This is a genomic window from Coprobacillus sp., from assembly GCF_984815275.1.
Window position 1 is genome coordinate 43191 of the sequence record NZ_CFJNYH010000010.1, and the last position, 25079, is coordinate 68269.

Genomic DNA, 25079 nt, shown 5'->3' on the forward strand with positions numbered 1-25079 from the left:
TTAATTCCTTTCTATATATTACACATCATACTATCCATTAATAAAAGGACATTTGCATTCGTGCTTAATAAATATTCTGTATTTAAAACTAAATCTATTTTCTCAATAATATTTTCTGGACTATCTTCAATCTTTTCAAATAAACTCTTATATGAGGAATAGGTAAGTTCCATAGATTGTTTCACGTGAAACAAATCCCTTAACCCTAAAACTAGCATATTTAAGAAAAGTTGAATTGATGCTTTATCCTTAAAATCTTTTAACAAATGAGTCTCAACATTAATTAATAAATTATCCCTATGAAAATACATATCCTCAATAAAATGATAAACTTCAAGTTTTAACTTATCAAATACCTCAGATTCAATATATGGTTTACATTCTTCAAATGTTTCAAACAATTCAGTTAAAACATTAATATCATCAGTCGGTATATCAGCTTTTATCAGTTCTGCTTTTAGCAAAGATTTAGAATTAGGTAATAATTGTATAACTTGGCATCGAGACTGAATAGTAGGTAATACACGATTAATATTTTGGCAAGTAAAAATCGCATAAATACCGGGAATTGGTTCTTCCAATATTTTTAATAGGCTATTCATTGCTTCTACAGTAGAATTTTCAATATTCTCCAACATATATATCTTTGCTTTACCCTCAATAGATGATTTAGAAAACTGCTCTTGAATATTTTCAACATCACCTTTTTTTATTGATTCATCTCTCCCTGTAAGATATATTAGATCAGCATAATTATGTTGACCAATACGTCTACAATCATTGCAGTTATCACATGCAAGTAAATCATCTTCACAAATCAAACTCTTAGCAATATAGTGAGCAGGAAGACTAGCATTCTTTCCAACTAATAAGAAAGCATGGGGTATTTTACCATTTTGAAAACTCTTTGTTAATATCTGATAAAGTATAGGTTGTTCTTTCTTTAAATTATCTTTTAAATTCATAAAATTTCTCTTATCTTTTCAAGGACTTGAAATAGAACGTCTTCAATATCTTGGCTAGCATCAACTTTCACTATACGCTCAGGAAATCTATTACAAATAGTTAAATATCCTTCATACACTCTTTCATGAAAATCAATATTTTCTAAGTCTAATCTATTAACTTCACGTTCCTTATTTGCATAAACTCGTTGTAATCCAGCTTCAGGTTTAATATCAAAAAATACAGTACGATTAGGTAAAATATTTTCAGTAGCAAATAAATTCATATTATAAACTTCATCAATACCAATTCCTCGTGCTAATCCTTGATATACCATCGAACTATCAACAAACCTATCACAAATAACAATTTCACCTTTCTCCAATGCAGGAATGACTTTTTCTACTAAATGTTGGCGTCGACTTGCAGCATATAATAAAGCTTCTGTTTTTCTATCCATATTTGTATATTTTACATCGTGAATAATATCACGAATTTTTTCTGCTATTTCGACTCCACCTGGCTCTCTTGTTAAAGTAACTCGATAACCTTCTTTATCTAGAACTTCTTTAACCATTGCAGCAATAGTCGTTTTTCCACTACCTTCGCCACCCTCAAAAGTTATAAATTTCCCAGACACTAATAACACCTCGTTTCTTTCTCTATTATATAAAAAAATAGAGAAGATATAAAGCATTATTTCTTTAATCGTCTAGAGTATAAATTTTAATACAATACATAAAGCAACACCAAAAACATCAAATATTGAAATCATCAATATATTAAATATATTTAATGATAAATTAATATGTGTCAATGGTTCAAATGCATTAATAATAAATATAGTAATTGTTGCAAAAAGCAATCTAAAAAAGATTGTTGTTATTTTTCTCATAAAAAAATCACCTCATTAATTATATGAGATGATTTATAGTTTCTTTCTTCCTTCTAGAGATTTCAATAGAGTTAATTCGTCAGCATAATCCAAATTCCCCCCGATTGGGAGTCCATTTGCAATTCTTGAAGCTGGTATGTTTTGTTTAGCTAATAACTTAGCCAAGAATAACGCTGTTGTCTCCCCTTCTCTTGTCGGATTTGTAGCAATTATGACTTCTTTGATATTTTCATCTAATCTATCGAATAAAGTCTGAATATTTAAGTCATCTATTGTTTTTCCATCCATTATCGACATTGTTCCATGTAAAACATGATACAATCCTCGATATTCTTTTAGTTTTTCCATTGCAAATACATCCTTAGGTGATTCCACAACACAGATTGTCGTTTGATCTCGCTGTTGGTCTAGACATATTTCACAAAGTTCACCTTCACAAATATGACCACATCTTTGACAATATTGAATATTACTTTTAAAATCAATTAATGCTTGTGAGAACCTTTGTACCTGATCGTCATCCATTGCCAGAATATGATAGACCATTCTCTCAGCACCTTTTGTTCCTATTCCAGGTAACATCTTAAAACATTCAACTAACTCTTCAAAACTATTAGGATATTCCATTATAAGAATGCAGATACATCTACGCCATTAGTAACTTTATTGACTGTATCTTCTCTTTCATCATTAATCTTTTTAATCATTTGATTCAAAGTAATCATTAATAGATCTTGAACATCTTCTTGATGTTCAGTACACATCATAGATTGATCAATATGTAATTCTGTTATTTCAAGACTTCCTTTGATTTTACCAGTAATAATATCATTTTGAGAAGCAATATCAAATTCCTTCTCATCAAATTCTTTCTTTGCCTTAGCCACTTTCTTTTGCATTTGTTGGGCTTGTTGTACTAAGTTAGCAAAATTCATTTTTAATCCTCCTTAAACTCTACAATATCACCAAATAATTTAACTGCAAATTCTTGAGCCTCATTTAAATCAACATGATCTAAATCATGAGAATCAATATGTTTAAGAGTTAAATTATGTGGTTCAGGGAGTTGTCCTCTCTTTTTTAAATCAATAAACTGACTACGCATTTGAATCCATTCATCCTGCTGAATAGCTACAAACCGATATTCTTGTCCAAGTATTTCTGTTAAAAAAGAACTCAACTGTTTATAATTCTTATAATAATTAACGGCATTAACAGCTGGTTGGAATTCAAAAGCAATAATAAAACCACCTGGGCAAGCAGCAACAGCTGTACCATCACAAAGCATACCTGCACTCTTAGCTGTATTTAAGTTAGCCAAATAGCGCTTAATAATTGGCCATCTCTCTTGAATACTTTCCAGTATTTCTCTTCGTGCCTGTACAAGAATATTCATAATATCTGCACGATCTACTTTTATATCATTATCTATGCTTTGTTCCACATCCTCTTGTTTCTCAAACTCGAATGTAGGAATATCCTCTTGAATAATATCTTGAGATTCTTCTAAGATTAGCTCCTCTTCAATTAATGGTTCACCTATTTGTTCATCAATATCCTCATAGATAACTTGATTACTGTTATTTTGAGATTGTAAAATGGGTTTATCCATTTCAATAACTTCTCCCATTGCTTCTGTATTAACCTCTTGAGTTTCGTTCACATATTGGATAGATTCTGTTTGAGGAATATCTACTTTATCAATGAGTTCTCCATTTTTCGATTGAACTTGATTACACATTTTTAACAAGGCTAACTCAAAATATATAGCTGGATTAATAACTTTAGCATATTTTTCACTTGCATCCATTAAAACATCAATGAATGCAAATGCTTCATCACATGATATATAAGGCACTATCATATCTAAATAATATTGTGAAAGAACAAATAATATAGAACTATCACTTGTATTTCTATAGATAATAATATCTTTTAAAATATCAACTAAATCCAATGTTAATCTCTTAATATCAATACCATTTGTTTTCATTTCATCCAAAATAAATAATGATTTCTTCATATCTTTAGACAAAAGAACCTTTATGAAATCAATTTTATTTTCTAATGATACAATTCCATATATATGATTAACATCTTGTACTGTTAGATGTTGATCATTATATGCCAAACATTGCTCTAATATTGATAATGCATCTCTCATTCCACCATCTGCAAGCTTTGCAATCATTTCTAAAGCTTCATCATCACAAATATAGTTTTCTTGTTCAACTACGCTTTTCATACGATTAACGATTTCAGTTAAACTCAATTTCATAAAATCAAATCTTTGACAACGAGATATAATTGTTGGCAAAATTTTATGAGGTTCTGTTGTTGCAAGAATAAAAACAACATGTGCTGGTGGCTCCTCTAATGTCTTTAATAAGGCATTAAAGGCACCTGTAGACATCATATGTACCTCATCAATAATATAAACCTTGTACTTACCTTGAGTAGGAGCATATTTGACTTTATCAATCAAATTTCTCACCTCATCAACTCCATTATTACTAGCTGCATCTATCTCTATAACATCAGGATGATTACCTGAAGCGATCTCTTTACAATTCTCACATTCATCACATGGTTTTGGATTACCAGTACAGTTGATTGCTTTTGCTAATAATTTTGCAATTGTTGTTTTTCCAGTACCTCGAGGTCCACAAAACAAATAGGCATGAGCAATTTTATTTTCTTCAACAGCATGTCTCAATGTTGTAATAATATGTTCTTGTCCAGCAACTTCGTCAAACCTTTGTGGACGATAAACTCTATATAATGTTTTATATGCCATAATATCAACTCCTTTGTCAATTATAGCATATTTTATTTATCATCAAAAGATAATAAAAAGATATCTTCTTGATATCTTGATTAAAAACGATGTCTCTTTGATTTAAAATAATCGGAAATCAATTGACAACAGTCTTCTTCTAATATTCCAGATGTAATATCAGGATAATGATTAAATGTATGATTATGAAGATATTGAGAAATTCCGTGCCAACGTTGACCACTTGCTCCATACACGACTTTAGCAATACGGCTTTGAATAATAGCTCCACTACACATCATACAAGGTTCTAATGTAGAATAAAGAGTACAGCCATCCAAATGCCATGTTCCTAATATTTTACAGGCCTTTTGAATAGCTAACATCTCAGCATGAGCAGTGACATCTCGCTTTGACTCTTTTTGATTATAAGCAGATGCGATAACACAATCATCCTTAACAATAATAGCACCTATAGGAACTTCATCAATATCTTTTGCTTTTATTGCTTCTTGATAAGCTAATTTCATATACTCAATATCAGTCATACAAATTAATCTCCTTTAAAAAAGCCACTACACATAAACGGACATTCTTAATGCTGCTACCTTCCGGTCCTGACATGGTTCGAAGCCGCCTATTGTAATGGCAAGACTTATTATATCATATTTGATAAACAAATCAATATCTATAATAATTTATTCTTTTTCATAAATGATTGGTAATCTAAATTCCATTGATTATAGGCATTGTCCTGACGATGATCGATCAAATGATAATTCTCAATTAAATATTTACCTAGATACTTTGTCATCTTTTTAGCACCATTATAATTCAAATGATTGCCCCCATCCCTTGTGTCAGTTAGCCAATTAAACCCAGTATCATATTGATTAACATTAAAATCTATAAAAGGAACATTATATTGATCAGCAAGTTTTTGAACTGCCTTATGACGATCTATAGTTCCTGTCGTTGCAGAAGGATACCAAACCAATAGAACATCTGCTCCATGATTTTTGGCTAATTCTATTGTTTTTTTCATATACATTTTTGTTGTCATAGTTATTGTAGAATTCTTCTTATTTTTCATATACTTGAATCCTAATTTATTTGGCCTTGCTTTATTATGATAGATATATCCCTTTGACTCAACTCTTGAAATATAAGAAACCTTATTTGTAAAATCTTCTGTTTTTAAATTTTTCCAGCGACTATGATACTCAAATAATGGAAACTTATTCTTAAGAATATTATTAAATGCATCATCAATATCATCTGCTTCATTGCGAGTAAAAAGCTGATCAACTTCTAAAATAACAAGTTTAGGTTTTTGACAGGTAAAAATATCTTTTAGTAAATAATATGCAGAAAATATATTTTGTGAAGGTTCAGCACAAACGTAAGACGTGTAACCATGACTATTCCATAATTCTAAAGGATTCATGGCACTATACAAATCACTATTTCCTAATGCAAAAATATCTATGCTATTATGTCTTTCACCATAAAACCCTCGTGCATTTTCATATTTAATACCACTTTTTTTTGTATTATTTTTTGGTACAAAGATAGGCGTTATACACCATAATAAAACTCCACAGATAGATAAGAAGATAACAATTTTAGAGAAATCAATAATATTTTTTTTAACATTTTCTTTTTTATTCATATATCCTCCTAAAACTGTGCATAAATAAAACTAGCAATGTCATATCCTCTACCATATGCACCAAAAATAATAACAATAAATAATCCAGCAATATAGAAAGTCCACCTTGGAACAATATGCCACTTTGCAACACTTTCCCTTATATGAAATCCTTTTTCCTTCATAACTCCAACTATAAAAACAACTATGATGCCAAGAATAACAATTAACATATCTAAACTGCTTAAGCCAAGATGAGTTAATGGATGAATTTGAAAACTTATATTTCTAAAACAAGAAATAAACATATCAAAAGCAATAGACAAATTATCAGCTCTAAAAATCAACATCCCAATATTGACAATAAAAACAGTTCTCAAAATCTGGAAAACTCTAAAATAATTTCTTTCTTTACAAATATGCAATTTCTCTGATACCTTAATAAAAACAGGCTCCATAAACATTCCAATAACCATAATCGTATAATAATACATACCATACATAACATATTTTATACTAGCTCCATGCCACAATCCATTACATATCCATACAAAAAATAATGCCGTAGTGGCAGGCAAAAGCTTAGAAAAATACTCATTACAATGCTTTCTAACAAAGTGATTAAATTTTTTAAAAGGGTTTGACAAAGAAACGCTATAAAATACATAATCTCTTAACCAAGCACCTAAAGTTATGTGCCATCTTTGCCAAAACTCATTAATACTTTTGGCAAAGAAAGGCTGTCTAAAGTTCTCTGGTAAATTGACACTAAAAATCTGTGCACTACCTCTAACAATATCCATTGCTCCTGAAAATTCTGTATACAATTGAATCGTATAAAAAATAACTGCTATAATCACACTTAATCCCGAAAATTTTGTATAATCATTAAAAACATGGTTTACTAACATATTTGCTCTGTCTGCAATGACAATTTTTTTAAACATTCCCCATAGAATGAGTTGGGCACCCTGTGTTAAATTTACATAATGAAATGAATGTCCTTCAAACAATTGCTGAGCAACTTGATCATATCGTGCAATAGGCCCCTCTACAATAGTTGGAAAGAATGCTAAGAATAGAGCAACTCTTCCAAAATTTCTATCAGCCTTATATTTACCTCTATAAACATCAATAACATAACTTACTGCTTGTAATGTATAGAAAGATATTCCAAGTGGTAAAAATAATTTTAGCATTGGAATATGCATATTCATATGATCTAATAAAGCAAAATTGAGTACATCTCCAAAAAAATTAAAATACTTTAAAAATGCTAATGTTCCAATGTTAATCAATAACATTAAAATCATTACCATTTTCTTTTGCCATAATAATTTCTCTTTAAATGACTTCTTTTGATCTCTATCTAATAATTTCTTAACACTTTGAAATAAGTCATTAATTTTATCTAGCCATATTGCACTTAAATAAACAGTTAATGTTGTCATGAAAAGAAAAACAATTAACCATAAACGACTAGCAGCAATATAATAAAGATAACTTGCACTTAATAAAACCAACCACTTATACTTCTTAGGAAACACCGTATAAAGAAGAAAAGTGCTTCCTAAAAAGAGTATTAAATAAACATAAGTTGTATAAGCCATACTATCCTTCGTCTTGTAAACGTGTAATTAATGCATAAATTGTTTCAATAGATTTAAAATTTTCAGGCAATATATCTAAAGGTGTGATTTCGATATCAAACTCATCATTCAATTCAACTGTTAAATTCATAACATCTAATGAATCTAACAACCTATCTTCAATTAAATTTTTCTCATTTTCAAAATCAACTCCAGGTTTCAAACCCTTTAAAATATCTAATAATTCTTCCACTTTATTTTCCTCCCAATTCTTCATAATGACCCTTAAGCCATTTTCTATCAATTTTTCCGTTCTGATTATATGGCATTACTTTTACTTTGACAATAACATTCGGTTTCATGTAGTCTGGAACTCTCAACGAAATGCCTTCCATAATACTAATATCATCAATTTTCCCAGTATATATCAAAACAATCTTATCTTTCATTTCATCAAAAATAACTGCACTGCTTTGAATTTTATCTAAAGAATTCACAGCTGCCTCAATTTCTCCTAACTCAATTCGATAACCCATATGTTTAATTTGAAAATCTTTACGAGTTATATAAATAAGTTCACCACTTTCATTATACTTAACAAGATCACCCGTTTTATAAATGATTTCAGGATAAGCCTTATTTAAAGGATTTTGTACAAAAACTTCTTTTGTTTTCATTTCATTATTATAATAACCCATTGCCAAGAATGACCCTCTTACACATAATTCTCCTTCACGATTATCCAAGACTTCATGATTATTCTCATCAAGTAAGAATATATCACAATTATTACAGGACTTACCAATTGGTAAAATTTCATCATCTTTAAATTCCCTATCAATAATATAATACGTGCATATATCAGTTGTTTCTGTAGGACCAAATAAGTTTGCATACAAAGCATTTGGAATTTTGTGAATCCAATAATTTAATTGCTTGGTTGGCATGACCTCTCCAGCAAACAAAACTTTATCTACATAATCCAATGCCATATAATCTAAAACTTTTAGATTTGCAACTATACATAGTGCTGAAGGTACCCAATAAATGGTGTTTACCTTTTTTATGTTCATATACTCAATCAGTTTAATTGGAAATGAAAATAATGATTTTGGTATAATATGCAAAGTGGCTCCAGACATAATTGTGCTATACACATCAGAAACAGACATACTGAAGTAAAATGGTGTTTGACTCCCAAACTGAGTTTGATCTGTTATATCAAATGTTTCTTTATACCAAGTCGCATAATTGATAACACTACGATGTGATAAAATAGCACCTTTAGGAACACCAGTTGAGCCAGAGGTAAACAAAGCGTATAAAGGATCAGTATCGATCATCTGTTGTCTAATAAGAGATAACCCATCTTCATCAATATTAATATTGATGAGGTCTTCAAAATAATAGACTTTGTCATGAAGTTTTTGTGCAACTTCCTGATGTTGATAATCTGATACTAAAGCAAGTGGCTGTAAAGTCTCAAAAATCTTTTCAATACGATCTAATGGCATCATTGAATCAATAACCACATAGAAATTACCACTATAAACAACTCCAAAAAAAGCTGTTAAACTCTCTACTGTTTTATCCATAAGAACTGCAATAGGTTGTCTTGTTTTATGAAGTTCTAATAATTGAGTTCCGATTTTTTTAGAATATTGAATACATTCTCCATATGTTAATTCTCTATTTTGATCAGTAAATACTGATTTTGTAAAATATTTATTTGATGATTCTTCTAAATACTCTAAAATATTTTTCATCAATTCACCTACTTTCTCTTTAAGCATTTATAATATTAACAGACTCGTGTGTATATCTTGTGAAAAAATTTATAAGAATTTCTAAAGAAAAAGAATGACAAATGTCACTCTTTTAACAAATCTTATCTTTTCCACCCATATATGGACGTAAAGCCTTAGGAATATCAATTGTTCCATCTTCGTTATAATTATTTTCAATAAAGGCAATTAATGCACGTGTACTTGCAAGAACTGTATTATTCAAAGTTGCCACATAATAAGTTCCTTCCTGCCCTTTAGTACGAATACCTAAACGTCTTGCCTGAGCATCACCTAAAGTTGAACAAGACCCTACTTCAAAATACTTTTGTTGTCGAGGAGACCATGCTTCAACATCACAAGACTTTTCTTTCAAATCAGCTAAATCACCACTACAACATTCTAGTGTTCTCACAGGAATATCTAGGCTTCTAAACAATTCAACAGTATATGACCACATCTTATCATACCATTCCATTGCATCTTCTGGCTTACATAAAACAACCATTTCTTGTTTTTCAAATTGATGAACTCTGTAGATACCTCTTTCTTCAATACCATGAGCTCCAACTTCCTTTCTAAAACATGGAGAATAAGAAGTCATTGTAATTGGTAAATCATCTTCCTTAACAATTTGATCCTTAAACTTACCAATCATACTATGTTCACTTGTCCCAATTAAATATAAGTCTTCACCTTCAATTTTATACATCATTGCATCCATTTCTTCAAAAGACATGACACCAGTAACAACATCACTTCTTATCATAAATGGTGGAATACAATAAGTAAAACCTTTATCAATCATGAAATCTCGAGCATAAGAAATCATTGCAGAAGATAATCTTGCTATATCACCCATTAAATAATAGAAGCCATTCCCACTTGTTCTACCACTTGCATCTTTATCTAATCCATTAAATTTAGTAATAATATCAGCATGATATGGAATTTCATATGCTGGCACAATAGGCTCTCCATATTTTTGAATCTCTACATTTTCACTATCGTCTTTTCCAACTGGAACAGAATCATCAATAAAATTAGGAATTTTCATCATAATTTCTTTCAATTTTGGACCTAATTCAATCTCTTTTTCTTCCAACTCTTTTAATAATTTAGCCATTTCATTGACTTTTTCCTTATTTTGTTCAGCTAAATCTTTTTTTCCTTCACGCATAAATTGACCAATCTCTTTAGATAATTTATTACGCATAGCACGAAGTTCACTCGCTTTTGTTAAAGTTTCACGATAAACTTTATCTAAATCAAAAGCCTCATCTACTAAATGTAAACGATCATGTTGAAATTTTTTCTTCATATTTTCTTTGACAAGTTCAGGATTTTCTCTTAATTTTGCAATATCAATCATTTTATCTCTCTCCTTATTATAAAATAAAAACACCTCTTCAAGGGACGAATATCTCGTGGTGCCACCCTACTTCATATCAATATGATATCTTTATATGAGATAACGGTTCATCCGGAAGTGATTAACTTCTCTTGTTGGGAGATTTCAATAATAAACTATCCTGATTTACACCAACCATCAGTTCTCTATAATAACTCTATTATTTACTTATCCAACGCATCGATTTAACACATAGATTATACCACAACCATTTAGAAGTTCAATCACATTTACTCTTAAAATAAGAGTAAATTAAAAAATAGATATAGGTATAAACCCTATATCTACATTTATAGACTATCTATGATATAAATCCTCATCTAACATGTTCTCTTTTTTAGCAACAATAATAGATGTCGAAGAATCGCCTACTACATTTAAAGATGTCACTAGCATTTCAATAGGTCTATTAATAGCAAGAATCAATGAATAAGATAGTAAAGCTGCATCGTTTGTATATCCCATTCCAGTTAATATCGTAAATAAGATAACTGCTCCAGCTCCAGGTGCTGCAGGAGTTCCAATTGAAGCAATTAATGCTAATACAGCAATAATAGCCATAGATGTAAATGTAACATCATAACCTGAACTAGCTGCTACAAAAATAGCAGCGATAACTTGCATAATAGCAGTTCCATCCATATTAATTGTCATCCCAAGTGGCAATGTAAAGGATGCAATTTGTTCACTCACTCCCATTTCATCAACAGTTGTTTGTTTATTTAAAGGAAGTGTTGCAGCACTTGATGATGTTGAAAATCCAAATAAAGCAACTTTCGCTATTTTCTTCATAAACGGTTTAGGACTTAATTTAGCCATAACCATAATATAAATTGGATATGCTATAATCAAATAGACAAGTAAAGCTATTAATACTGTAATAACATATGCCAATGCTGGCTTTAAATAATCAATGCCATATGCTGCAAATGTCCTTGTTAATAAGCAAAATATTGCATATGGAGCAAATTTATTAATTATAAATGATAAACAAACAGAAATAATATCACTTAATTCAATAAATAACTTTTTAATTGTTTTTGTTTTATCTTTTAATTGATTCATTGCTAAACCAACTGATACAGCAAGAAACACTATAGCCAAAACACCACCATTATTTGTCAGAGCAGATATAAAATTATTAGGTACAATGGATAAAATAATAGCTAATGGATTTGTTCCAACAGTTCCTTCTTTAATAACAATATCAGATGCATTCACAGCATTAAATGCTCCAGTTTGATAAACCAAAGCTCCAATAATACCAGCAAAAATCAATGCACATATAGTTGTTATAAAAAAAGTTAGAATTGTTTTAGATGATATTCTTCCTAATTTTTTTGTATCTGTAATTACACAAATAGCTAATGCAATAGATACAAAAACCATAGGAACAATAATTAATTGTAAAGAATTCACAAACAGCTGACCAATAATATAAAATATACCTATAGCACTTGTAGCTCCTTCAACAGTAATATCTTGAAAAAAGATATTATTAATTGTAGTCCAAGTCTCTGATTGTCCATTGGCTATTAGATTCTCTCTTAATAAAATACAAGCGAATCCTACAATTAAACCACAAACCAACGCAATAATCATTTTCATTGCAAGTTTTTTTCCTTTATTTGCTGACTTCATAAATAACCTCCTAAAAAATACCCAAATTGCTAACATTATACTATATTCTAGCCATTTTTCAATAGAAAAAGTAGGATTTCTCCTACTCACTAACTTTAAATATTATTTCATAATCATCTGATAATCTATTTGATGATGTGATGAATGTTTTTATTGTCGTTTCTGCCTTTTTTTGTGCTTCCTCAATTAAGCCTTTCTCTTTGACATTTGTTTCCATTTTCTCTTTTTGATCAATCGCAAATTGATGATAATCTGTTATGCTAATCTGATTAAAAATATTCTTTGTTTCATCAAAAACTTCAATACTCTTTTCATCTATTTCATGAGAAAGAATTTTTGCTTTTGGAACTGTCACTGTTATCTTCTTACCACTTAATTTAACTTCCACAATACTCATATCAATACCAGCTTTAATCTTACCATCATATGAAATAATAAAACTCTTTGTTGTAAATGGAACAGTCCATCCATAAAATGTTGCCTGATTTTCAAATTTACCCATATTTGTATAATTATATTCAACAGTTGCTAATTCACTAATTTCATTAATCTGCTGTGATAACAAATCACTTGTCATTACTGTTGGTTTTTCACCACTAGGCCATATCTTCCCTACCAAAAAGAAAATAGCTGCAACAATCACAAGTATAATTATATTTTTAAAGGTCTGATTAATTTGAATCTTTTTTTCTTTTGCCATAATTCCACCCACTTTAGACTTATTGTATGAAATATCGCTAAATTTGTCAATTTATGTTTTCTTATATGCTAGAATAATAGTATATATGTAGGAGGTATTCTATGAATAAAAAATATATAATTGTTTTTATTTCAATAACTTTATCAATACTTAGTATCGGATATGGTTTATTTTTAAGATCAATTGATTCTTCTTTTCTAAGAAATAATAATCAAGTTATTGAAGAAATTGCATTAACAAACAATATAATAGATAAAAATTAAATATATATAAAAAAGAAAATCATTATAAAGAAGAAATAATAAAGTTGTATTTGTATGAATATAGAAATCAACTTTATTTACAGGTCTTTAAAAAAGATAATTCTTCTAGATATCATACATTTGCATTCTTTGATCCAATATCTTCAAATCAAACTATGTTATATTATTATAATATACGTATTGATAATCAAAATCTGGTTATTGTAGGTGGATATAATCAAAATAATTATATAGACCATTATAAACTTTATGATTCAAACATTAATGAAATTAATAAAATAATATCTAATCAAAAGTATATATTAGATATTTACACATGTGATACTGTGCTTTCTGCATCCGCATATGATTCAGATGGAAATCAATTAGAGTCATTAATAAAACATGGAATATATAATTACTAAAATTTACATTGAAATGAATAATCAATTATCTTTATAATAATATTAAATTCAAACATAAAAAACTACAGACTCATATTGAATCTGTAGTTTTCAAATATACTATTCCTTAATTTCATCAGAAGGTTCTTCATTATCCTCTTCAGCCTTTTCCACAACTTCTACACTAGAAACTGTAGAACCTTCAGCAACCTTGATCAAACGAACACCTTGGGTATTTCTACCAGCTGTCTTGACTTGATCCATTGGAAGTCTAATAACAATACCTTCACTTGTAATAATTAATAAATCCTCATCACCATTAACAGCTCTTAATGCAACAAGTTGACCGGTCTTAGCAGTTGTGTTGATTGTCTTAACACCTTTACCACCACGATGTGATTCACGATAATCATCTAATGGCGACATTTTACCATAACCATTCTCACTAATTGCCATAATAAACTGACCTTCCTGATCAGTTGTCATACCAATAACATGTCCACCATCAACATTAATACCTCTTACTCCAGAAGCAGTTCTTCCCATTTTACGGACATCGCTCTCTTTAAATCTAATAAGTTTACCATTAGAGGCTGCAACTAAAATTTGAGCATTCCCTGTTGTTAATTTAACAGAAACCAATTGATCATCTTCTTTAAGACCAATAGCAATCTTACCAGATTGTCTAATATTTTCAAATTCATCAATATGGGTTTTCTTAACAAGTCCATTCAATGTCACAAAGAATAAATATTCAGCTTTCTTTTCTAAAATATCTTCTTTACGAATAGATATCATGGATTTAACATATTCATCTTTATCAAGATTCAATAAGTTTACAACTGGTAACCCTTTAGCCGTTCTACCAAACTCTGGAACATTGTATCCTTTAATACGATAAACTTTACCAAAGTTTGTAAAGAATAAGAGATCATCATGAGTACTCATATTAATTAATGAATCAACAATATCATCTTCATTCGTAGCCATACCTTTAATACCTCTACCACCTCTGTTTTGTGTTTTATAAGTATCAACTGGCATACGTTTAACATATCCATTTGTTGTTAATGAAATAATAATATCTTCAACTGGTATTAAATCTTCATCTTCTAAATCAAATGTTCCCTGAATAATTTCAGTTCTTCTCTTATCAGCAAATTTATCTTTTAATTGCAATAATTCTGCTTCAATGATTGCTAAAATTCTTTCTCTATTTTCAAGAATATCTTTTAAATCAGCAATTAAAGTTAATAAATCATTTAATTCATTTTCAATCTTTTCTCTTTCCAAACCAGCTAATCTTTGTAATTGCATTTCACGAATAGCTTTGGCTTGTCTTTCAGACATATCAAACTCACTCATCAATCTTTGTTGAATAATTTCAGTTGTTCTTGATGTACGAATTAAATCAATAATAGCATCTATTTGATCTAAAGCTCTCTTTAAACCTTCTAAGATATGTGCTCTATCTTCTGCTTTCTTTAAATCATAAGCAGTTCTTCTTTTAATGACTTCTTCTTGATGATCTAAATAATAAGTAATCATTTGTTTTAAATTCAATGTTTGCGGTTCATTATTAACCAAAGCAATTGTATTCACACCAAATGTTGTTTGTAATGATGTTAATTTAAATAATTGATTTAAAATCACTTCAGGTTGAACATCTTTACGCAATTCAATAACAATTCTTATCCCTTCACGGTTAGATTCATCACGAATCTCTGTAATTCCTTCAATACGCTTTTCTTTAACATGTTCAGCCATTTTTTCAATTAATCTTGCTTTATTTACCATATATGGAATTTCATTAACAATAATCGCTTTTTTTCCACCATGAATATCAATAATATCCGTTTTAGCTCTCATGATAATTAATCCATTACCAGTTTCATAAGCTTTTTTAATTGCAGATTTCCCTAATATATATGCTCCTGTTGGAAAATCAGGACCTTGAATATAATCTTCCATCAATTCCATAATTGTAATATCTGGATTATGAGAAACAGCTAAAATAGCATCTATAACTTCTCCTAAATTATGTGGAGGTATATTCGTAGCCATACCAACAGCAATTCCAGTTGTTCCATTTACCAATAAATTTGGAAATCTGGCTGGTAAAACTTCTGGTTCCGTTTCTTCACCATCATAGTTAGGAATAAAATTGACAGTATCTTTATTGATATCTCTTACCAATTCCATTGAAATCTTTGACATTCTTGCTTCAGTATAACGGGCAGCAGCAGCACCATCACCATCAATTGAACCAAAGTTCCCATGACCATCAACAATCATATAACGATAAGAGAAATCTTGTGCCATACGTACCAATGCTTCATAGATTGAAGAATCTCCATGTGGATGGTATTTCCCCATAACTTCCCCAACAATACGGGCTGATTTCTTATATGGTTTATCACTATAACATCCAAGTTCATTCATCCCATGAACAATTCTACGTTGAACAGGTTTGAGTCCATCTCTCACATCAGGCAATGCTCTTTGTACAATAACTGACATTGCATAACTAATGAAAGATTTCTTCATTTCTTCTGTCAGAAGTCTTTTCTTAATTCCACGTTGTTCCATTATTTCTCTCCTTTACTATAAATCAAGCTCAGCTTCTTGTGCATGTTCTTGTATAAATTCACGTCTAGGTTCAACTTTCTCTCCCATCAATGTATCAAACATTGCATCAGCCTGCATTGCATCATCTAAATCAATTTGCCACAAAAGTCTATTTTCAGGATCCATTGTTGTTTCCCATAATTGTTCTGCATTCATTTCTCCAAGACCTTTATAACGTTGAATATTATATTTAGCATTTGGACCTAAATCTTCTTTTAATTTCTCAAGTTCATAGTCACTATAGAGATAATGTTCCTCTTTTCCATGTTTTAATAAATATAATGGAGGTTGAGCAGCATACACAAATCCTTCTTCAATTAATGGTTTTAAGAAACGATATAAGAATGTCAACATTAAGATTCTAATATGTCCTCCATCGACATCGGCATCGGTCATAATAACAATTTTATGATATCTTAATTTACTAATATCAAATTCATCACCAATTCCAGTTCCAAAAGCAGTAATCATAGAACGAATTTCAGCATTTCCCAAAATTCTATCTAATCTTGCTTTTTCAACATTTAAAATTTTACCACGAAGTGGCAAGATAGCTTGAGTTCTTCTATCTCTTCCCATCTTTGCACTCCCACCGGCACTGTCCCCTTCGACGATAAAGACTTCACATTCACTTGGATCTTTAGATGAACAATCCGCTAATTTACCAGGTAAAGCAATACTATCTAAAGCTGTTTTACGACGTGTCATTTCTCTTGCACGTTTCGCAGCCATTCTCGCATGACTCGCAACAATTGCTTTATTCATAATAATTGATGCTGTATCTGGATTCTCTAATAAGAATTTATCTAAAGCTTCAGAAATAATATTACTAGCAATTTTACGGACTTCAGAATTTCCTAACTTTGTTTTTGTTTGTCCTTCATATTGCGGATCAGGATGCTTAACTGAAATAATGGCAGTTAACCCTTCACGACAATCATCACCATTTAAAGATTCATCATCTTTCTTTAAAAAATTGTTATTTTTAGCATAATTATTAATTACTCTTGTTAAAGCCAGACGGAACCCTTCTTCATGAGTTCCTCCTTCATGTGTATTAATATTATTACAGAAAGAATAAATATTTGGTTGATACCCATCATTATATTGCATACCCACTTCTACTTTAATATCATCTATTTCATCTTCTACATAGATAATTTCCTCATGGATAGCTGTCTTATTTCTATTTAAGTATGCAACATATTCTTTAATACCACCTTCATAATGGTATTCATTTTTCTTATATGGTTCGTTGCGATGATCTTCTAAAATTAACTTTAATCCTTTATTTAAGAATGCTAACTCTCTTATTCTTTGATTTAATGTATCATAATCATAAATAGTCGTTTCATTAAAAATAAGTGGATCAGCTTTAAATGAAACAATTGTTCCAGTATCATCACAATCACCAATAATTTTTAAATCACCAACAGGAACTCCACCTTTTTCAAAACGTTGATAATAAATATGTCCTTCTCTATGAACATGAACTTCTAACCACTCACTTAAAGCATTAACAACACTCGCACCAACACCATGTAAACCACCAGAGACTTTATAACCACCGCCTCCAAATTTACCACCAGCATGTAATACAGTTAAAATCGTCTCAACTGTACTTTTACCAGTTTTTGCATGTTTACCTGTTGGCATTCCTCGTCCATTATCAATAACTTTAACAATGTCACCTTTTTCTAAAATAACCTTAATTTCATTACAAAATCCAGCCAAAGCTTCATCAATAGAGTTATCAACAATTTCCCATACAAGATGATGTAAACCTCTTGCTGAAGTTGTACCAATATACATACCTGGTCTTTTTCTAACAGCCTCTAATCCTTCTAAGACCTGAATATCAGACTCATCATAACTATGTTCTACTTTATTCTCTTCCATTGCTTTCTCCTTTCACCTGTCCATCTTCTATCATAATTTTTTTAGCCATATCAATAACTTGGTGATGAACACCATCAATTGATGTAGACGTCAAAAATGTTTGTACTTTACCTTGAATAAGATTCAATAATTTTGTTTTTCTGACATCATCTAATTCACTCAAAACATCATCCAATAAGAGAATAGGATATTCTCCTATTTCTTTTTTTATCAATTCCAGTAATCCAATCTTGATTGCTAATACAATAGATCTTTGTTGCCCTTGAGATGCATAAGTCACAGCATCTTTATCATCTAAAGACATTAACATATCATCTTTATGTAATCCATCAACAGTCTGACTATAAGAAATATCTCTTTGATAATTCTTTTGATATTTCTCTAAGATTCCCTCATAACTCAAATCTTTATATATACATTTATATTCAATTCTCAATTTTTCTTTATGTAAAGAAATATAATCATACATTGTAGACGAAATATCATTTAATAAATCAACAAACTCAATTCTTTTCTTTATTAAATCAACTTGAAGTCTTGCCATCTGCTCAGATAAAACATCAAGATATTCATCATATCTACGATGCTTTTCATGCAACATCTTTAAATACTTATTTCTCTCTTTTAAAAGCTTATTGTATTTATTAAGATTATACATATAAATAGGAGATATCTTTGAAATCTCCATATCCATTAATTTTCTTCTTAAACGAGGACTTCCTTTTATCAACATAAGATCTTCTGGAATAAACAAAACAACATTTAAATATCCAACATAATCACTTGTTTTTTTAATCTCTTTATGATTAATAATCGCTTTTTTACCATATTTTGATAAGACCACTTCTAAATCAATATCTTTTTCATGAGAATTAACACGACCATGAATCTTAGCAAAATCCTCATTAAAATAAATGAACTCTTCAATAACTTTTGTCTTAAAACTTTTAGATAAAGATAAAATATAAATAGCTTCTAATAAATTCGTTTTTCCTTGTGCATTTTTTCCAATAAAAATATTAATAAAAGGATCAAAATCAACAGAGCAATCTTTATAGTTTCTAAAATTCTTTAATTCAATATGATTAATTTTCATTGTCTATACGAATCAAATAATCTACACCGTCATAAGAAACAGTATCATTATCTCTTAGTTTTCTTCCTCTTCTGGTTTCAATTTCTTGATTGACGAAAACTTCACCTTCAGAAATGACAATTTTGGCAATTGCTCCAGAGTCAACAGCATTCACATACTTCAAAAATTTACCTAAAGTAATATACTCAGTATTAATTCTTATTTCTTTCATATTTACAGTCACCTATCTTTTTCAAACTGTTAACATTATAGCATAAATTCAATCAAAATAATAGTTTTTATGGCTCATATTCAATATTTATTCAAAAACATACCCAGAGTCATTTTTACATAAAAGTCTCTTAAAATGAAAATTAAGAAGAAAAATGAAAAGTAGGTAGAAATTTCTACCTACATATCATCTTTTAATGTCTCTATAATATTTTGTTTTTTAAACTTATTTAAACCAGTACGGAAAGTTAAAATCATAACAAACATGATAACTATAAATGAAATCATATAAGCAATATATGAAATAGAGAAAGAATAACCTTCTATATGAATTTGATTATATAACAACCATTCAATAAAAATACTTATAGGTGTTGCATAAAGTAATGTCTTCAATCCATAAATAAAACTTTCATACCATATCATCTTATGAATACCTTGAGGACTCATTCCTACACTTAACATCATTCCAAATTCCTTCTTACGTTTTTCTATGCTAGCACTCATCATATTAATAATATTAAGCATTGTGAAGAAAATCATTATACATACAAATCCATAAATGAAAATTTCTATAATTAGAAATATTTGTCGATTTTCTAACACACTTTGCGCATAATCATTAACACTATATCCTAGTGTTTTCATTTCTTTAGTTAATTCAACATGATCTTTGGAAACAATATAAACTTCAAAATAAGTATGTCCCCCTAATTGATTTTGTATGATATATTCCAAAGGAACAACCATCATTAAACTACCTTTTCCGTCTGCACCATATAATTCTTTATATTTATCTTGATTAATTAATGCAAAAGAAGATAATTCTTTCAATTCGATTTTCTTTTCTTCTGCAGGATTACCATTTTCATCAGAAATTATATCTTTATAAATAATAGGCGATTTAAAAAGATTGTTATCAATTTTTTTAAAACGATGCTTATATTGTGATGTTTGATCATTTGTATCTTCATAATCAGTATAATTACCATTATAAATTAGAACTTGTTGATTATCATATTTTATACCATTTTCTTCACACAATTCTTTTCTTTTAGAATCATTTAATCCAATCATAACAAATTCATATTCATCATTTTCTTGATTATATATTTGTTGATTTCTTGGTATATATAAATAATCTTCATCAATTTTCAGTTGCACTGATATTGGGTATGAAATAAAATAATAATCATCTACTTTCTCATTCTTATCGAGAAATTCTGTTATATTTTCATAATCTTCATAAGATGTACTCATTTCTATATCATATAATCCAAAATGATTCGCATTATTTGTTGTTTTTATTATTTTTTGACCAAAACTAAATATTGAAATAAAAGCAACCATAGATATCACCAATGATAAAACAATCACTTTTGAACGTCTTCCCTGTCGTTTATAATTTTTAACTGCCAACTGTTGAGAAATATTTAAAAATCTTTTAGAAAAAGAACTTGTCCTTAATTTATATTTTTTGACTTTAATTTCATCATTTTTCTTTAATGCATCGATAACTGAAATTTTAGATATTTTTCTAGCGGGTAAATAAAGTGAAATAAAGATTGTTAATAATGATAACAAAATAACAATGAATAAATAAAATATTGATATTTGAGCATGAATTTTAACATCCATAATCTGAATAGCATCTAATTGATTAATAAAGAAAAATGTCACTGTCATTCCTATAAAACTTATAAAAATACCTAATGGTATAGAGATGAAAGATAAAATAGCACCTTCAAAATAAACAGATCTTTTCTTTTGCTTTGATGTTGCTCCAACGCTTGATAACATACCTAAATATTGAATTCTATCATGAGTTGAAAGATTAAAAGCTTGATAAATAATAAAGAATGAAATAAATATAATAACAAATAATAATATAGCTACCATATTATAAAGTGTTAAAAATGATGATTGAGAATTTTCTTCAAAGATATCCTGGATACCTAAATATTGTGAATTATAGAATATATTATTAAAATCACTTGCTTGATTTAACATTTCATTAATTTCATGATTGATTTTTTCACCATGTTTAAAAATATTGGTTGATACATCTTTATCAATAACATACATAGTATAATATATTTCAGGATCATTTAAATCAATATAACTGATAGCATTAAATGACTTTTTATAATAAGATCGTGCTTCATAATCATTAATAAGTCCAACAATTAAATATGTTTCTGTTTTTTCAGAATCATCTTCTTTTAAACTTATTGTATCACCCATATTCTTTTGAATATGGTTATTAATTAAATACTTTTGTGAAATAGCTATTTCTTTATGATTATTTGGTAATCTTCCTTTAATTAATAAGTCATCAAAATTTTCTTTTTCAAAATAAGTATCATCTCCTTGTTTTAAATTTAATGATACATCATTTTTTTTATCATCAACAGAATAAAATGATGTACTAGAAAAATAATACTCTTTGACCTCTGGATCATTTTTCATGAATTGAATAATGTCTTTATGATTATTAACAATAGTATAATGATGATATCCTGAAGTATGTTCAATATATTGTTTATAAAATTGTTTACCAGAATATAACGAAATTCCTATACAACATATCATAATCACTGAAACAGAAATACATAGAATTGTTAAGATGGTTCTTTTCTTATTTTGTTGAAGATATCTTAATGTTAATTTATTCATAATTTTCATTTATGAATAACCTCATCTTTTTTAATTTGACCATCTTCAATAACAATAATTCTATCTGCCTGCATAGCTATTCTTTCATCATGGGTAATCATAATTAATGTCTGTTTATATTTACGTTGTGTTAATTTTAATAAATCAACTATCTCTCGACTATTTTTAGAATCAAGATTTCCTGTAGGTTCATCTGCCAAAACAAGAGATGGTGCATTCATTAGAGCACGACCTATAGAAACACGCTGTTGTTGACCACCTGATAATTCTCTTGGTAAATGATTTTTTCTATTCTCTAAATTAAGAATATGAAGTAATTCTTCAAATCTTTCATCATTAACTTTTTGATTATCTAATAAGACTGGCAGTGTCATATTTTCAGCAACTGTCAAAACTGGTATCAAATTATAAAATTGATAAATGAGTCCTACTTCCCTTCTTCTCAATATAGCTAATTGTTCTTCATTTTGCTCATATACATTAACACCATTAATAATAACATCACCACTTGTTGGTTTATCTACCCCACCAATTAAATGAAGTAATGTACTTTTCCCTGAACCTGATGATCCAACAATTGCAATAAATTCACCTTTTTCTACTGTAAACGAAATATCTTTCAAAGCAACAACTTGATTATCTTCATGACCATAAATTTTAGTTAAATTTTTAACTTCTAATATTTTCATCATCATCTCCCCTTTACATCAATCATTATATAATGTCAAGGTGACAAGACCATGACTTATTCGTGACAATATTGTCATTTAAGAAAAAAGTTTAGATCACTTCTTTATAGAAATGAATCGTAAACTTTGCTCCTGGATATGTATTTTCAACTGCTATTGTTCCATTTTGTTTTTCAATAATCATATGACTTAATGATAATCCAATACCAACACTTTGCTGAGTTGCATTCTTTCCTTTATAAAATCGTTCAAACAAATGCATTAAATCTTCTGAATGAATTCCATTTCCATTATCTTGGATAATAATTTCATTATATAAAGGATTACTGCTCATGATTATATTAATATGTCCACCTTTTTCAATATGTTCTATACAATTTTTAAAAATATTGGATAATGCTTCCAAAGTCCATAAAATATCAATATTCTCAATATATGTTTGATCAGTTTGAAATTCAATAGAAATATCTTTTAATTCTAATTGAATTTCAAATGGCTTTACCAATTTATTATATAATTCTTTTTGAGATATATTTTCTTTCTGAAATATAACTGTATTTGAATCGATTTGTGCTATTTTTAATAATGTTATAACAAGCCACTCTATTTTCTCTAATAAGAGTTGTTGTTCTTTTAATAGTTTTTTCTTTTCTACTCCTTCAGTGATCTTTAATCTTTCATGGACTAAATTTAAAGAAGTTAATGGTGTTTTCATTTGATGGGATATATCTTCTAATGATTGTTTCAATACTATTTTATCTTCTAATAATAAACGATTCTGTTCAGATAAACGATTAACCAATTTGACAATTTCACTTTCAAGAAAAGAGAGAGTTCCTTCTTTATAATATGGAATATAAACATCTTTTTGTTGAAAAAGAATAGCATTAACCTGTTGAGATATTTGTTTAATTTGTCTTTCTTTATAAATCATCCATATTATCATTACTATAATAATGATAATAAGCACAATACATATGTAAATCATATCAATCACCTAATTTATATCCCAATCCTCGCATTGTTTTAATAATATTAGGATTTTGTGGATTATCTTCAATTTTATTTCTAATTCTTTTCATATAAACTGATAATGTGTTATCAGAAACATCTTCTCCAGTAATATTCCAAATTTCTTCTAAAAGAAACTCTCTTGTGAGAAGTTGATTTGGATAAGAAAAGAAAATTAATAATAAACGATATTCTAGAGCAGATAAGAAAATTTCATGATTATCTTTAAAAACTTTTCCTGTTAATGGATTGACTTTAATATTTTGATATTGATAAAAAGTCTCTTGTTTATGATATCTTCTTAAAATATTTTGAATTCTGGAAACCAACTCACGTGGACGAAAAGGTTTCGAGATATAATCATCTGCACCAAGATTTAACCCTGTAACAACACTAAATTCATCTTGATTTGCTGTTAAAAATACAATTGGAATATCTTTATAAGATTTTATTTCATTATATAATGAATAACCATTTCCTTCTTTTAATGAAATATCAAGAAGTGCTAAATCAAAATGCTGATTTTTAATAAGCTCTATAGCTTTTTTCTGACCATCAACATAGGTAATAAGAAATCCTTCTTTTTCTAAAAAAGAAGAAAGATGATTTACAATATTGATATCATCTTCTACCAATAAAATCTTATACATATTTGATTCCCCCTTATCTTTGGTGATATATTAAAGCATTAATACTGTTATAATTTTGGGTTTAAATTATCTTTAAATCTATTTTTTATCTAATTCTAAAATTGTAGGAATCATTAATATTAATCAGTTCTTCCTAAAGAAATTGTTGAATGATATGGCTTCTAAAACATATCCATATTCCT

At 28.8% G+C, this 25079-nt stretch carries 24 protein-coding genes, 1 other RNA gene and 1 other annotated feature; of the genes, 2 read left to right on the plus strand and 23 right to left on the minus strand.

Going from position 1 to position 25079, the window contains the following annotated elements:
• Nucleotides 1-11: 11 nt before the first annotated feature.
• The 15 genes from AC5M21_RS05355 to AC5M21_RS05425 form a co-directional block, all read right to left on the minus strand.
• Complete coding sequence (locus AC5M21_RS05355) at nucleotides 12-965, minus strand: DNA polymerase III delta subunit-related protein (RefSeq protein ID WP_117769110.1); 954 nt, start codon at nucleotides 963-965, stop codon at nucleotides 12-14.
• A complete protein-coding gene (gene tmk / locus AC5M21_RS05360; protein WP_117769109.1) occupies nucleotides 962-1585 on the minus strand; it encodes a dTMP kinase in 624 nt (207 codons plus the stop codon). Before tmk ends, AC5M21_RS05355 begins: the two co-directional genes overlap by 4 nt.
• A gap of 72 nt (nucleotides 1586-1657) precedes the next feature.
• Complete coding sequence (locus AC5M21_RS05365) at nucleotides 1658-1840, minus strand: pro-sigmaK processing inhibitor BofA family protein (protein WP_008789050.1); 183 nt, start codon at nucleotides 1838-1840, stop codon at nucleotides 1658-1660.
• Between the two features lie 33 nt (nucleotides 1841-1873).
• The gene (gene recR, locus AC5M21_RS05370) at nucleotides 1874-2467 is read right to left on the minus strand and encodes a recombination mediator RecR (protein WP_054325221.1); all 594 of its coding nucleotides are present in this window, start codon (nucleotides 2465-2467) and stop codon (nucleotides 1874-1876) included.
• A complete protein-coding gene (locus AC5M21_RS05375; RefSeq protein WP_054688798.1) occupies nucleotides 2467-2775 on the minus strand; it encodes a YbaB/EbfC family nucleoid-associated protein in 309 nt (102 codons plus the stop codon). The genes recR and AC5M21_RS05375 overlap by 1 nt, the downstream gene beginning before the upstream one ends.
• A gap of 2 nt (nucleotides 2776-2777) precedes the next feature.
• Nucleotides 2778-4637: a DNA polymerase III subunit gamma/tau gene (gene dnaX, locus AC5M21_RS05380; protein ID WP_008789047.1), complete on the minus strand. Its 1860-nt coding sequence runs from the start codon at nucleotides 4635-4637 to the stop codon at nucleotides 2778-2780.
• 80 nt (nucleotides 4638-4717) lie between these two features.
• Nucleotides 4718-5164: a nucleoside deaminase gene (locus AC5M21_RS05385; RefSeq protein WP_008789046.1), complete on the minus strand. Its 447-nt coding sequence runs from the start codon at nucleotides 5162-5164 to the stop codon at nucleotides 4718-4720.
• A gap of 17 nt (nucleotides 5165-5181) precedes the next feature.
• An RNA gene (ffs, locus tag AC5M21_RS05390) (signal recognition particle sRNA small type) lies at nucleotides 5182-5269 on the minus strand.
• Between the two features lie 35 nt (nucleotides 5270-5304).
• On the minus strand, nucleotides 5305-6288 hold the full coding sequence (locus AC5M21_RS05395; protein ID WP_117769108.1) for an SGNH/GDSL hydrolase family protein: 984 nt from the start codon (nucleotides 6286-6288) through the stop codon (nucleotides 5305-5307).
• An 8-nt stretch (nucleotides 6289-6296) separates the two neighbouring features.
• On the minus strand, nucleotides 6297-7877 hold the full coding sequence (locus AC5M21_RS05400) for an MBOAT family O-acyltransferase (protein WP_160340782.1): 1581 nt from the start codon (nucleotides 7875-7877) through the stop codon (nucleotides 6297-6299).
• A gap of 1 nt (nucleotide 7878) precedes the next feature.
• Complete coding sequence (locus AC5M21_RS05405; RefSeq protein ID WP_008789043.1) at nucleotides 7879-8109, minus strand: acyl carrier protein; 231 nt, start codon at nucleotides 8107-8109, stop codon at nucleotides 7879-7881.
• A 1-nt stretch (nucleotide 8110) separates the two neighbouring features.
• Nucleotides 8111-9622: an AMP-binding protein gene (locus AC5M21_RS05410; protein ID WP_008789042.1), complete on the minus strand. Its 1512-nt coding sequence runs from the start codon at nucleotides 9620-9622 to the stop codon at nucleotides 8111-8113.
• A 112-nt stretch (nucleotides 9623-9734) separates the two neighbouring features.
• A complete protein-coding gene (serS, locus tag AC5M21_RS05415) occupies nucleotides 9735-11012 on the minus strand; it encodes a serine--tRNA ligase (RefSeq protein ID WP_008789041.1) in 1278 nt (425 codons plus the stop codon).
• A gap of 37 nt (nucleotides 11013-11049) precedes the next feature.
• Nucleotides 11050-11241: a binding site (T-box leader), on the minus strand.
• 107 nt (nucleotides 11242-11348) lie between these two features.
• Complete coding sequence (locus AC5M21_RS05420; RefSeq protein ID WP_117769106.1) at nucleotides 11349-12692, minus strand: dicarboxylate/amino acid:cation symporter; 1344 nt, start codon at nucleotides 12690-12692, stop codon at nucleotides 11349-11351.
• A gap of 82 nt (nucleotides 12693-12774) precedes the next feature.
• The gene (locus AC5M21_RS05425; protein ID WP_054325222.1) at nucleotides 12775-13392 is read right to left on the minus strand and encodes a DUF4230 domain-containing protein; all 618 of its coding nucleotides are present in this window, start codon (nucleotides 13390-13392) and stop codon (nucleotides 12775-12777) included.
• Nucleotides 13393-13493: 101 nt separating this feature from the next.
• Between AC5M21_RS05425 and AC5M21_RS05430 the strand changes: the two genes are divergently transcribed.
• Nucleotides 13494-13655, plus strand: coding sequence for a hypothetical protein (locus AC5M21_RS05430; RefSeq protein WP_181987824.1), 162 nt, complete (start codon nucleotides 13494-13496; stop codon nucleotides 13653-13655).
• Between the two features lie 44 nt (nucleotides 13656-13699).
• A complete protein-coding gene (locus AC5M21_RS05435; protein WP_117769105.1) occupies nucleotides 13700-14059 on the plus strand; it encodes a hypothetical protein in 360 nt (119 codons plus the stop codon).
• Between the two features lie 99 nt (nucleotides 14060-14158).
• On the opposite strand, the gene gyrA is transcribed toward AC5M21_RS05435, so the two are convergent.
• The 8 genes from gyrA to AC5M21_RS05475 all read right to left on the minus strand — a co-directional run bounded on the left by gyrA (nucleotide 14159) and on the right by AC5M21_RS05475 (nucleotide 24897).
• On the minus strand, nucleotides 14159-16627 hold the full coding sequence (gyrA, locus tag AC5M21_RS05440) for a DNA gyrase subunit A (protein WP_008789036.1): 2469 nt from the start codon (nucleotides 16625-16627) through the stop codon (nucleotides 14159-14161).
• Nucleotides 16628-16642: 15 nt separating this feature from the next.
• Nucleotides 16643-18565 (minus strand): DNA topoisomerase (ATP-hydrolyzing) subunit B, encoded by a 1923-nt coding sequence (gene gyrB, locus AC5M21_RS05445; RefSeq protein ID WP_008789035.1) that lies wholly within the window; start codon nucleotides 18563-18565, stop codon nucleotides 16643-16645.
• Nucleotides 18552-19661 (minus strand): DNA replication/repair protein RecF, encoded by a 1110-nt coding sequence (recF, locus tag AC5M21_RS05450; protein WP_117769104.1) that lies wholly within the window; start codon nucleotides 19659-19661, stop codon nucleotides 18552-18554. The genes gyrB and recF overlap by 14 nt, the downstream gene beginning before the upstream one ends.
• Nucleotides 19651-19872, minus strand: coding sequence for an RNA-binding S4 domain-containing protein (locus tag AC5M21_RS05455; protein ID WP_008789033.1), 222 nt, complete (start codon nucleotides 19870-19872; stop codon nucleotides 19651-19653). Before AC5M21_RS05455 ends, recF begins: the two co-directional genes overlap by 11 nt.
• 179 nt (nucleotides 19873-20051) lie before the next feature.
• On the minus strand, nucleotides 20052-22556 hold the full coding sequence (locus AC5M21_RS05460; RefSeq protein ID WP_117598948.1) for an ABC transporter permease: 2505 nt from the start codon (nucleotides 22554-22556) through the stop codon (nucleotides 20052-20054).
• Nucleotides 22553-23236, minus strand: coding sequence for an ABC transporter ATP-binding protein (locus tag AC5M21_RS05465; RefSeq protein ID WP_117598949.1), 684 nt, complete (start codon nucleotides 23234-23236; stop codon nucleotides 22553-22555). Before AC5M21_RS05465 ends, AC5M21_RS05460 begins: the two co-directional genes overlap by 4 nt.
• A gap of 91 nt (nucleotides 23237-23327) precedes the next feature.
• Nucleotides 23328-24224 (minus strand): sensor histidine kinase, encoded by an 897-nt coding sequence (locus tag AC5M21_RS05470; RefSeq protein ID WP_117598950.1) that lies wholly within the window; start codon nucleotides 24222-24224, stop codon nucleotides 23328-23330.
• Nucleotide 24225: 1 nt separating this feature from the next.
• Nucleotides 24226-24897, minus strand: coding sequence for a response regulator transcription factor (locus tag AC5M21_RS05475; protein WP_117598951.1), 672 nt, complete (start codon nucleotides 24895-24897; stop codon nucleotides 24226-24228).
• Nucleotides 24898-25079: the final 182 nt, after the last annotated feature.

What these genes read in the sequence shown, in the direction of transcription:
- AC5M21_RS05355 (WP_117769110.1), bottom strand. Translation starts at nt 965, where the DNA reads ATGAATTTAAAAGATAATTTAAAGAAAGAACAACCTATACTTTATCAG.
- AC5M21_RS05365 (WP_008789050.1), bottom strand. Translation starts at nt 1,840, where the DNA reads ATGAGAAAAATAACAACAATCTTTTTTAGATTGCTTTTTGCAACAATT.
- recR (WP_054325221.1), bottom strand. Translation starts at nt 2,467, where the DNA reads ATGGAATATCCTAATAGTTTTGAAGAGTTAGTTGAATGTTTTAAGATG.
- AC5M21_RS05375 (WP_054688798.1), bottom strand. Translation starts at nt 2,775, where the DNA reads ATGAATTTTGCTAACTTAGTACAACAAGCCCAACAAATGCAAAAGAAA.
- dnaX (WP_008789047.1), bottom strand. Translation starts at nt 4,637, where the DNA reads ATGGCATATAAAACATTATATAGAGTTTATCGTCCACAAAGGTTTGAC.
- AC5M21_RS05385 (WP_008789046.1), bottom strand. Translation starts at nt 5,164, where the DNA reads ATGACTGATATTGAGTATATGAAATTAGCTTATCAAGAAGCAATAAAA.
- AC5M21_RS05395 (WP_117769108.1), bottom strand. Translation starts at nt 6,288, where the DNA reads ATGAATAAAAAAGAAAATGTTAAAAAAAATATTATTGATTTCTCTAAA.
- AC5M21_RS05400 (WP_160340782.1), bottom strand. Translation starts at nt 7,877, where the DNA reads ATGGCTTATACAACTTATGTTTATTTAATACTCTTTTTAGGAAGCACT.
- AC5M21_RS05410 (WP_008789042.1), bottom strand. Translation starts at nt 9,622, where the DNA reads ATGAAAAATATTTTAGAGTATTTAGAAGAATCATCAAATAAATATTTT.
- serS (WP_008789041.1), bottom strand. Translation starts at nt 11,012, where the DNA reads ATGATTGATATTGCAAAATTAAGAGAAAATCCTGAACTTGTCAAAGAA.
- AC5M21_RS05420 (WP_117769106.1), bottom strand. Translation starts at nt 12,692, where the DNA reads ATGAAGTCAGCAAATAAAGGAAAAAAACTTGCAATGAAAATGATTATT.
- AC5M21_RS05425 (WP_054325222.1), bottom strand. Translation starts at nt 13,392, where the DNA reads ATGGCAAAAGAAAAAAAGATTCAAATTAATCAGACCTTTAAAAATATA.
- AC5M21_RS05430 (WP_181987824.1), top strand. Translation starts at nt 13,494, where the DNA reads ATGAATAAAAAATATATAATTGTTTTTATTTCAATAACTTTATCAATA.
- gyrA (WP_008789036.1), bottom strand. Translation starts at nt 16,627, where the DNA reads ATGGAACAACGTGGAATTAAGAAAAGACTTCTGACAGAAGAAATGAAG.
- gyrB (WP_008789035.1), bottom strand. Translation starts at nt 18,565, where the DNA reads ATGGAAGAGAATAAAGTAGAACATAGTTATGATGAGTCTGATATTCAG.
- recF (WP_117769104.1), bottom strand. Translation starts at nt 19,661, where the DNA reads ATGAAAATTAATCATATTGAATTAAAGAATTTTAGAAACTATAAAGAT.
- AC5M21_RS05455 (WP_008789033.1), bottom strand. Translation starts at nt 19,872, where the DNA reads ATGAAAGAAATAAGAATTAATACTGAGTATATTACTTTAGGTAAATTT.
- AC5M21_RS05460 (WP_117598948.1), bottom strand. Translation starts at nt 22,556, where the DNA reads ATGAAAATTATGAATAAATTAACATTAAGATATCTTCAACAAAATAAG.
- AC5M21_RS05465 (WP_117598949.1), bottom strand. Translation starts at nt 23,236, where the DNA reads ATGAAAATATTAGAAGTTAAAAATTTAACTAAAATTTATGGTCATGAA.
- AC5M21_RS05470 (WP_117598950.1), bottom strand. Translation starts at nt 24,224, where the DNA reads ATGATTTACATATGTATTGTGCTTATTATCATTATTATAGTAATGATA.
- AC5M21_RS05475 (WP_117598951.1), bottom strand. Translation starts at nt 24,897, where the DNA reads ATGTATAAGATTTTATTGGTAGAAGATGATATCAATATTGTAAATCAT.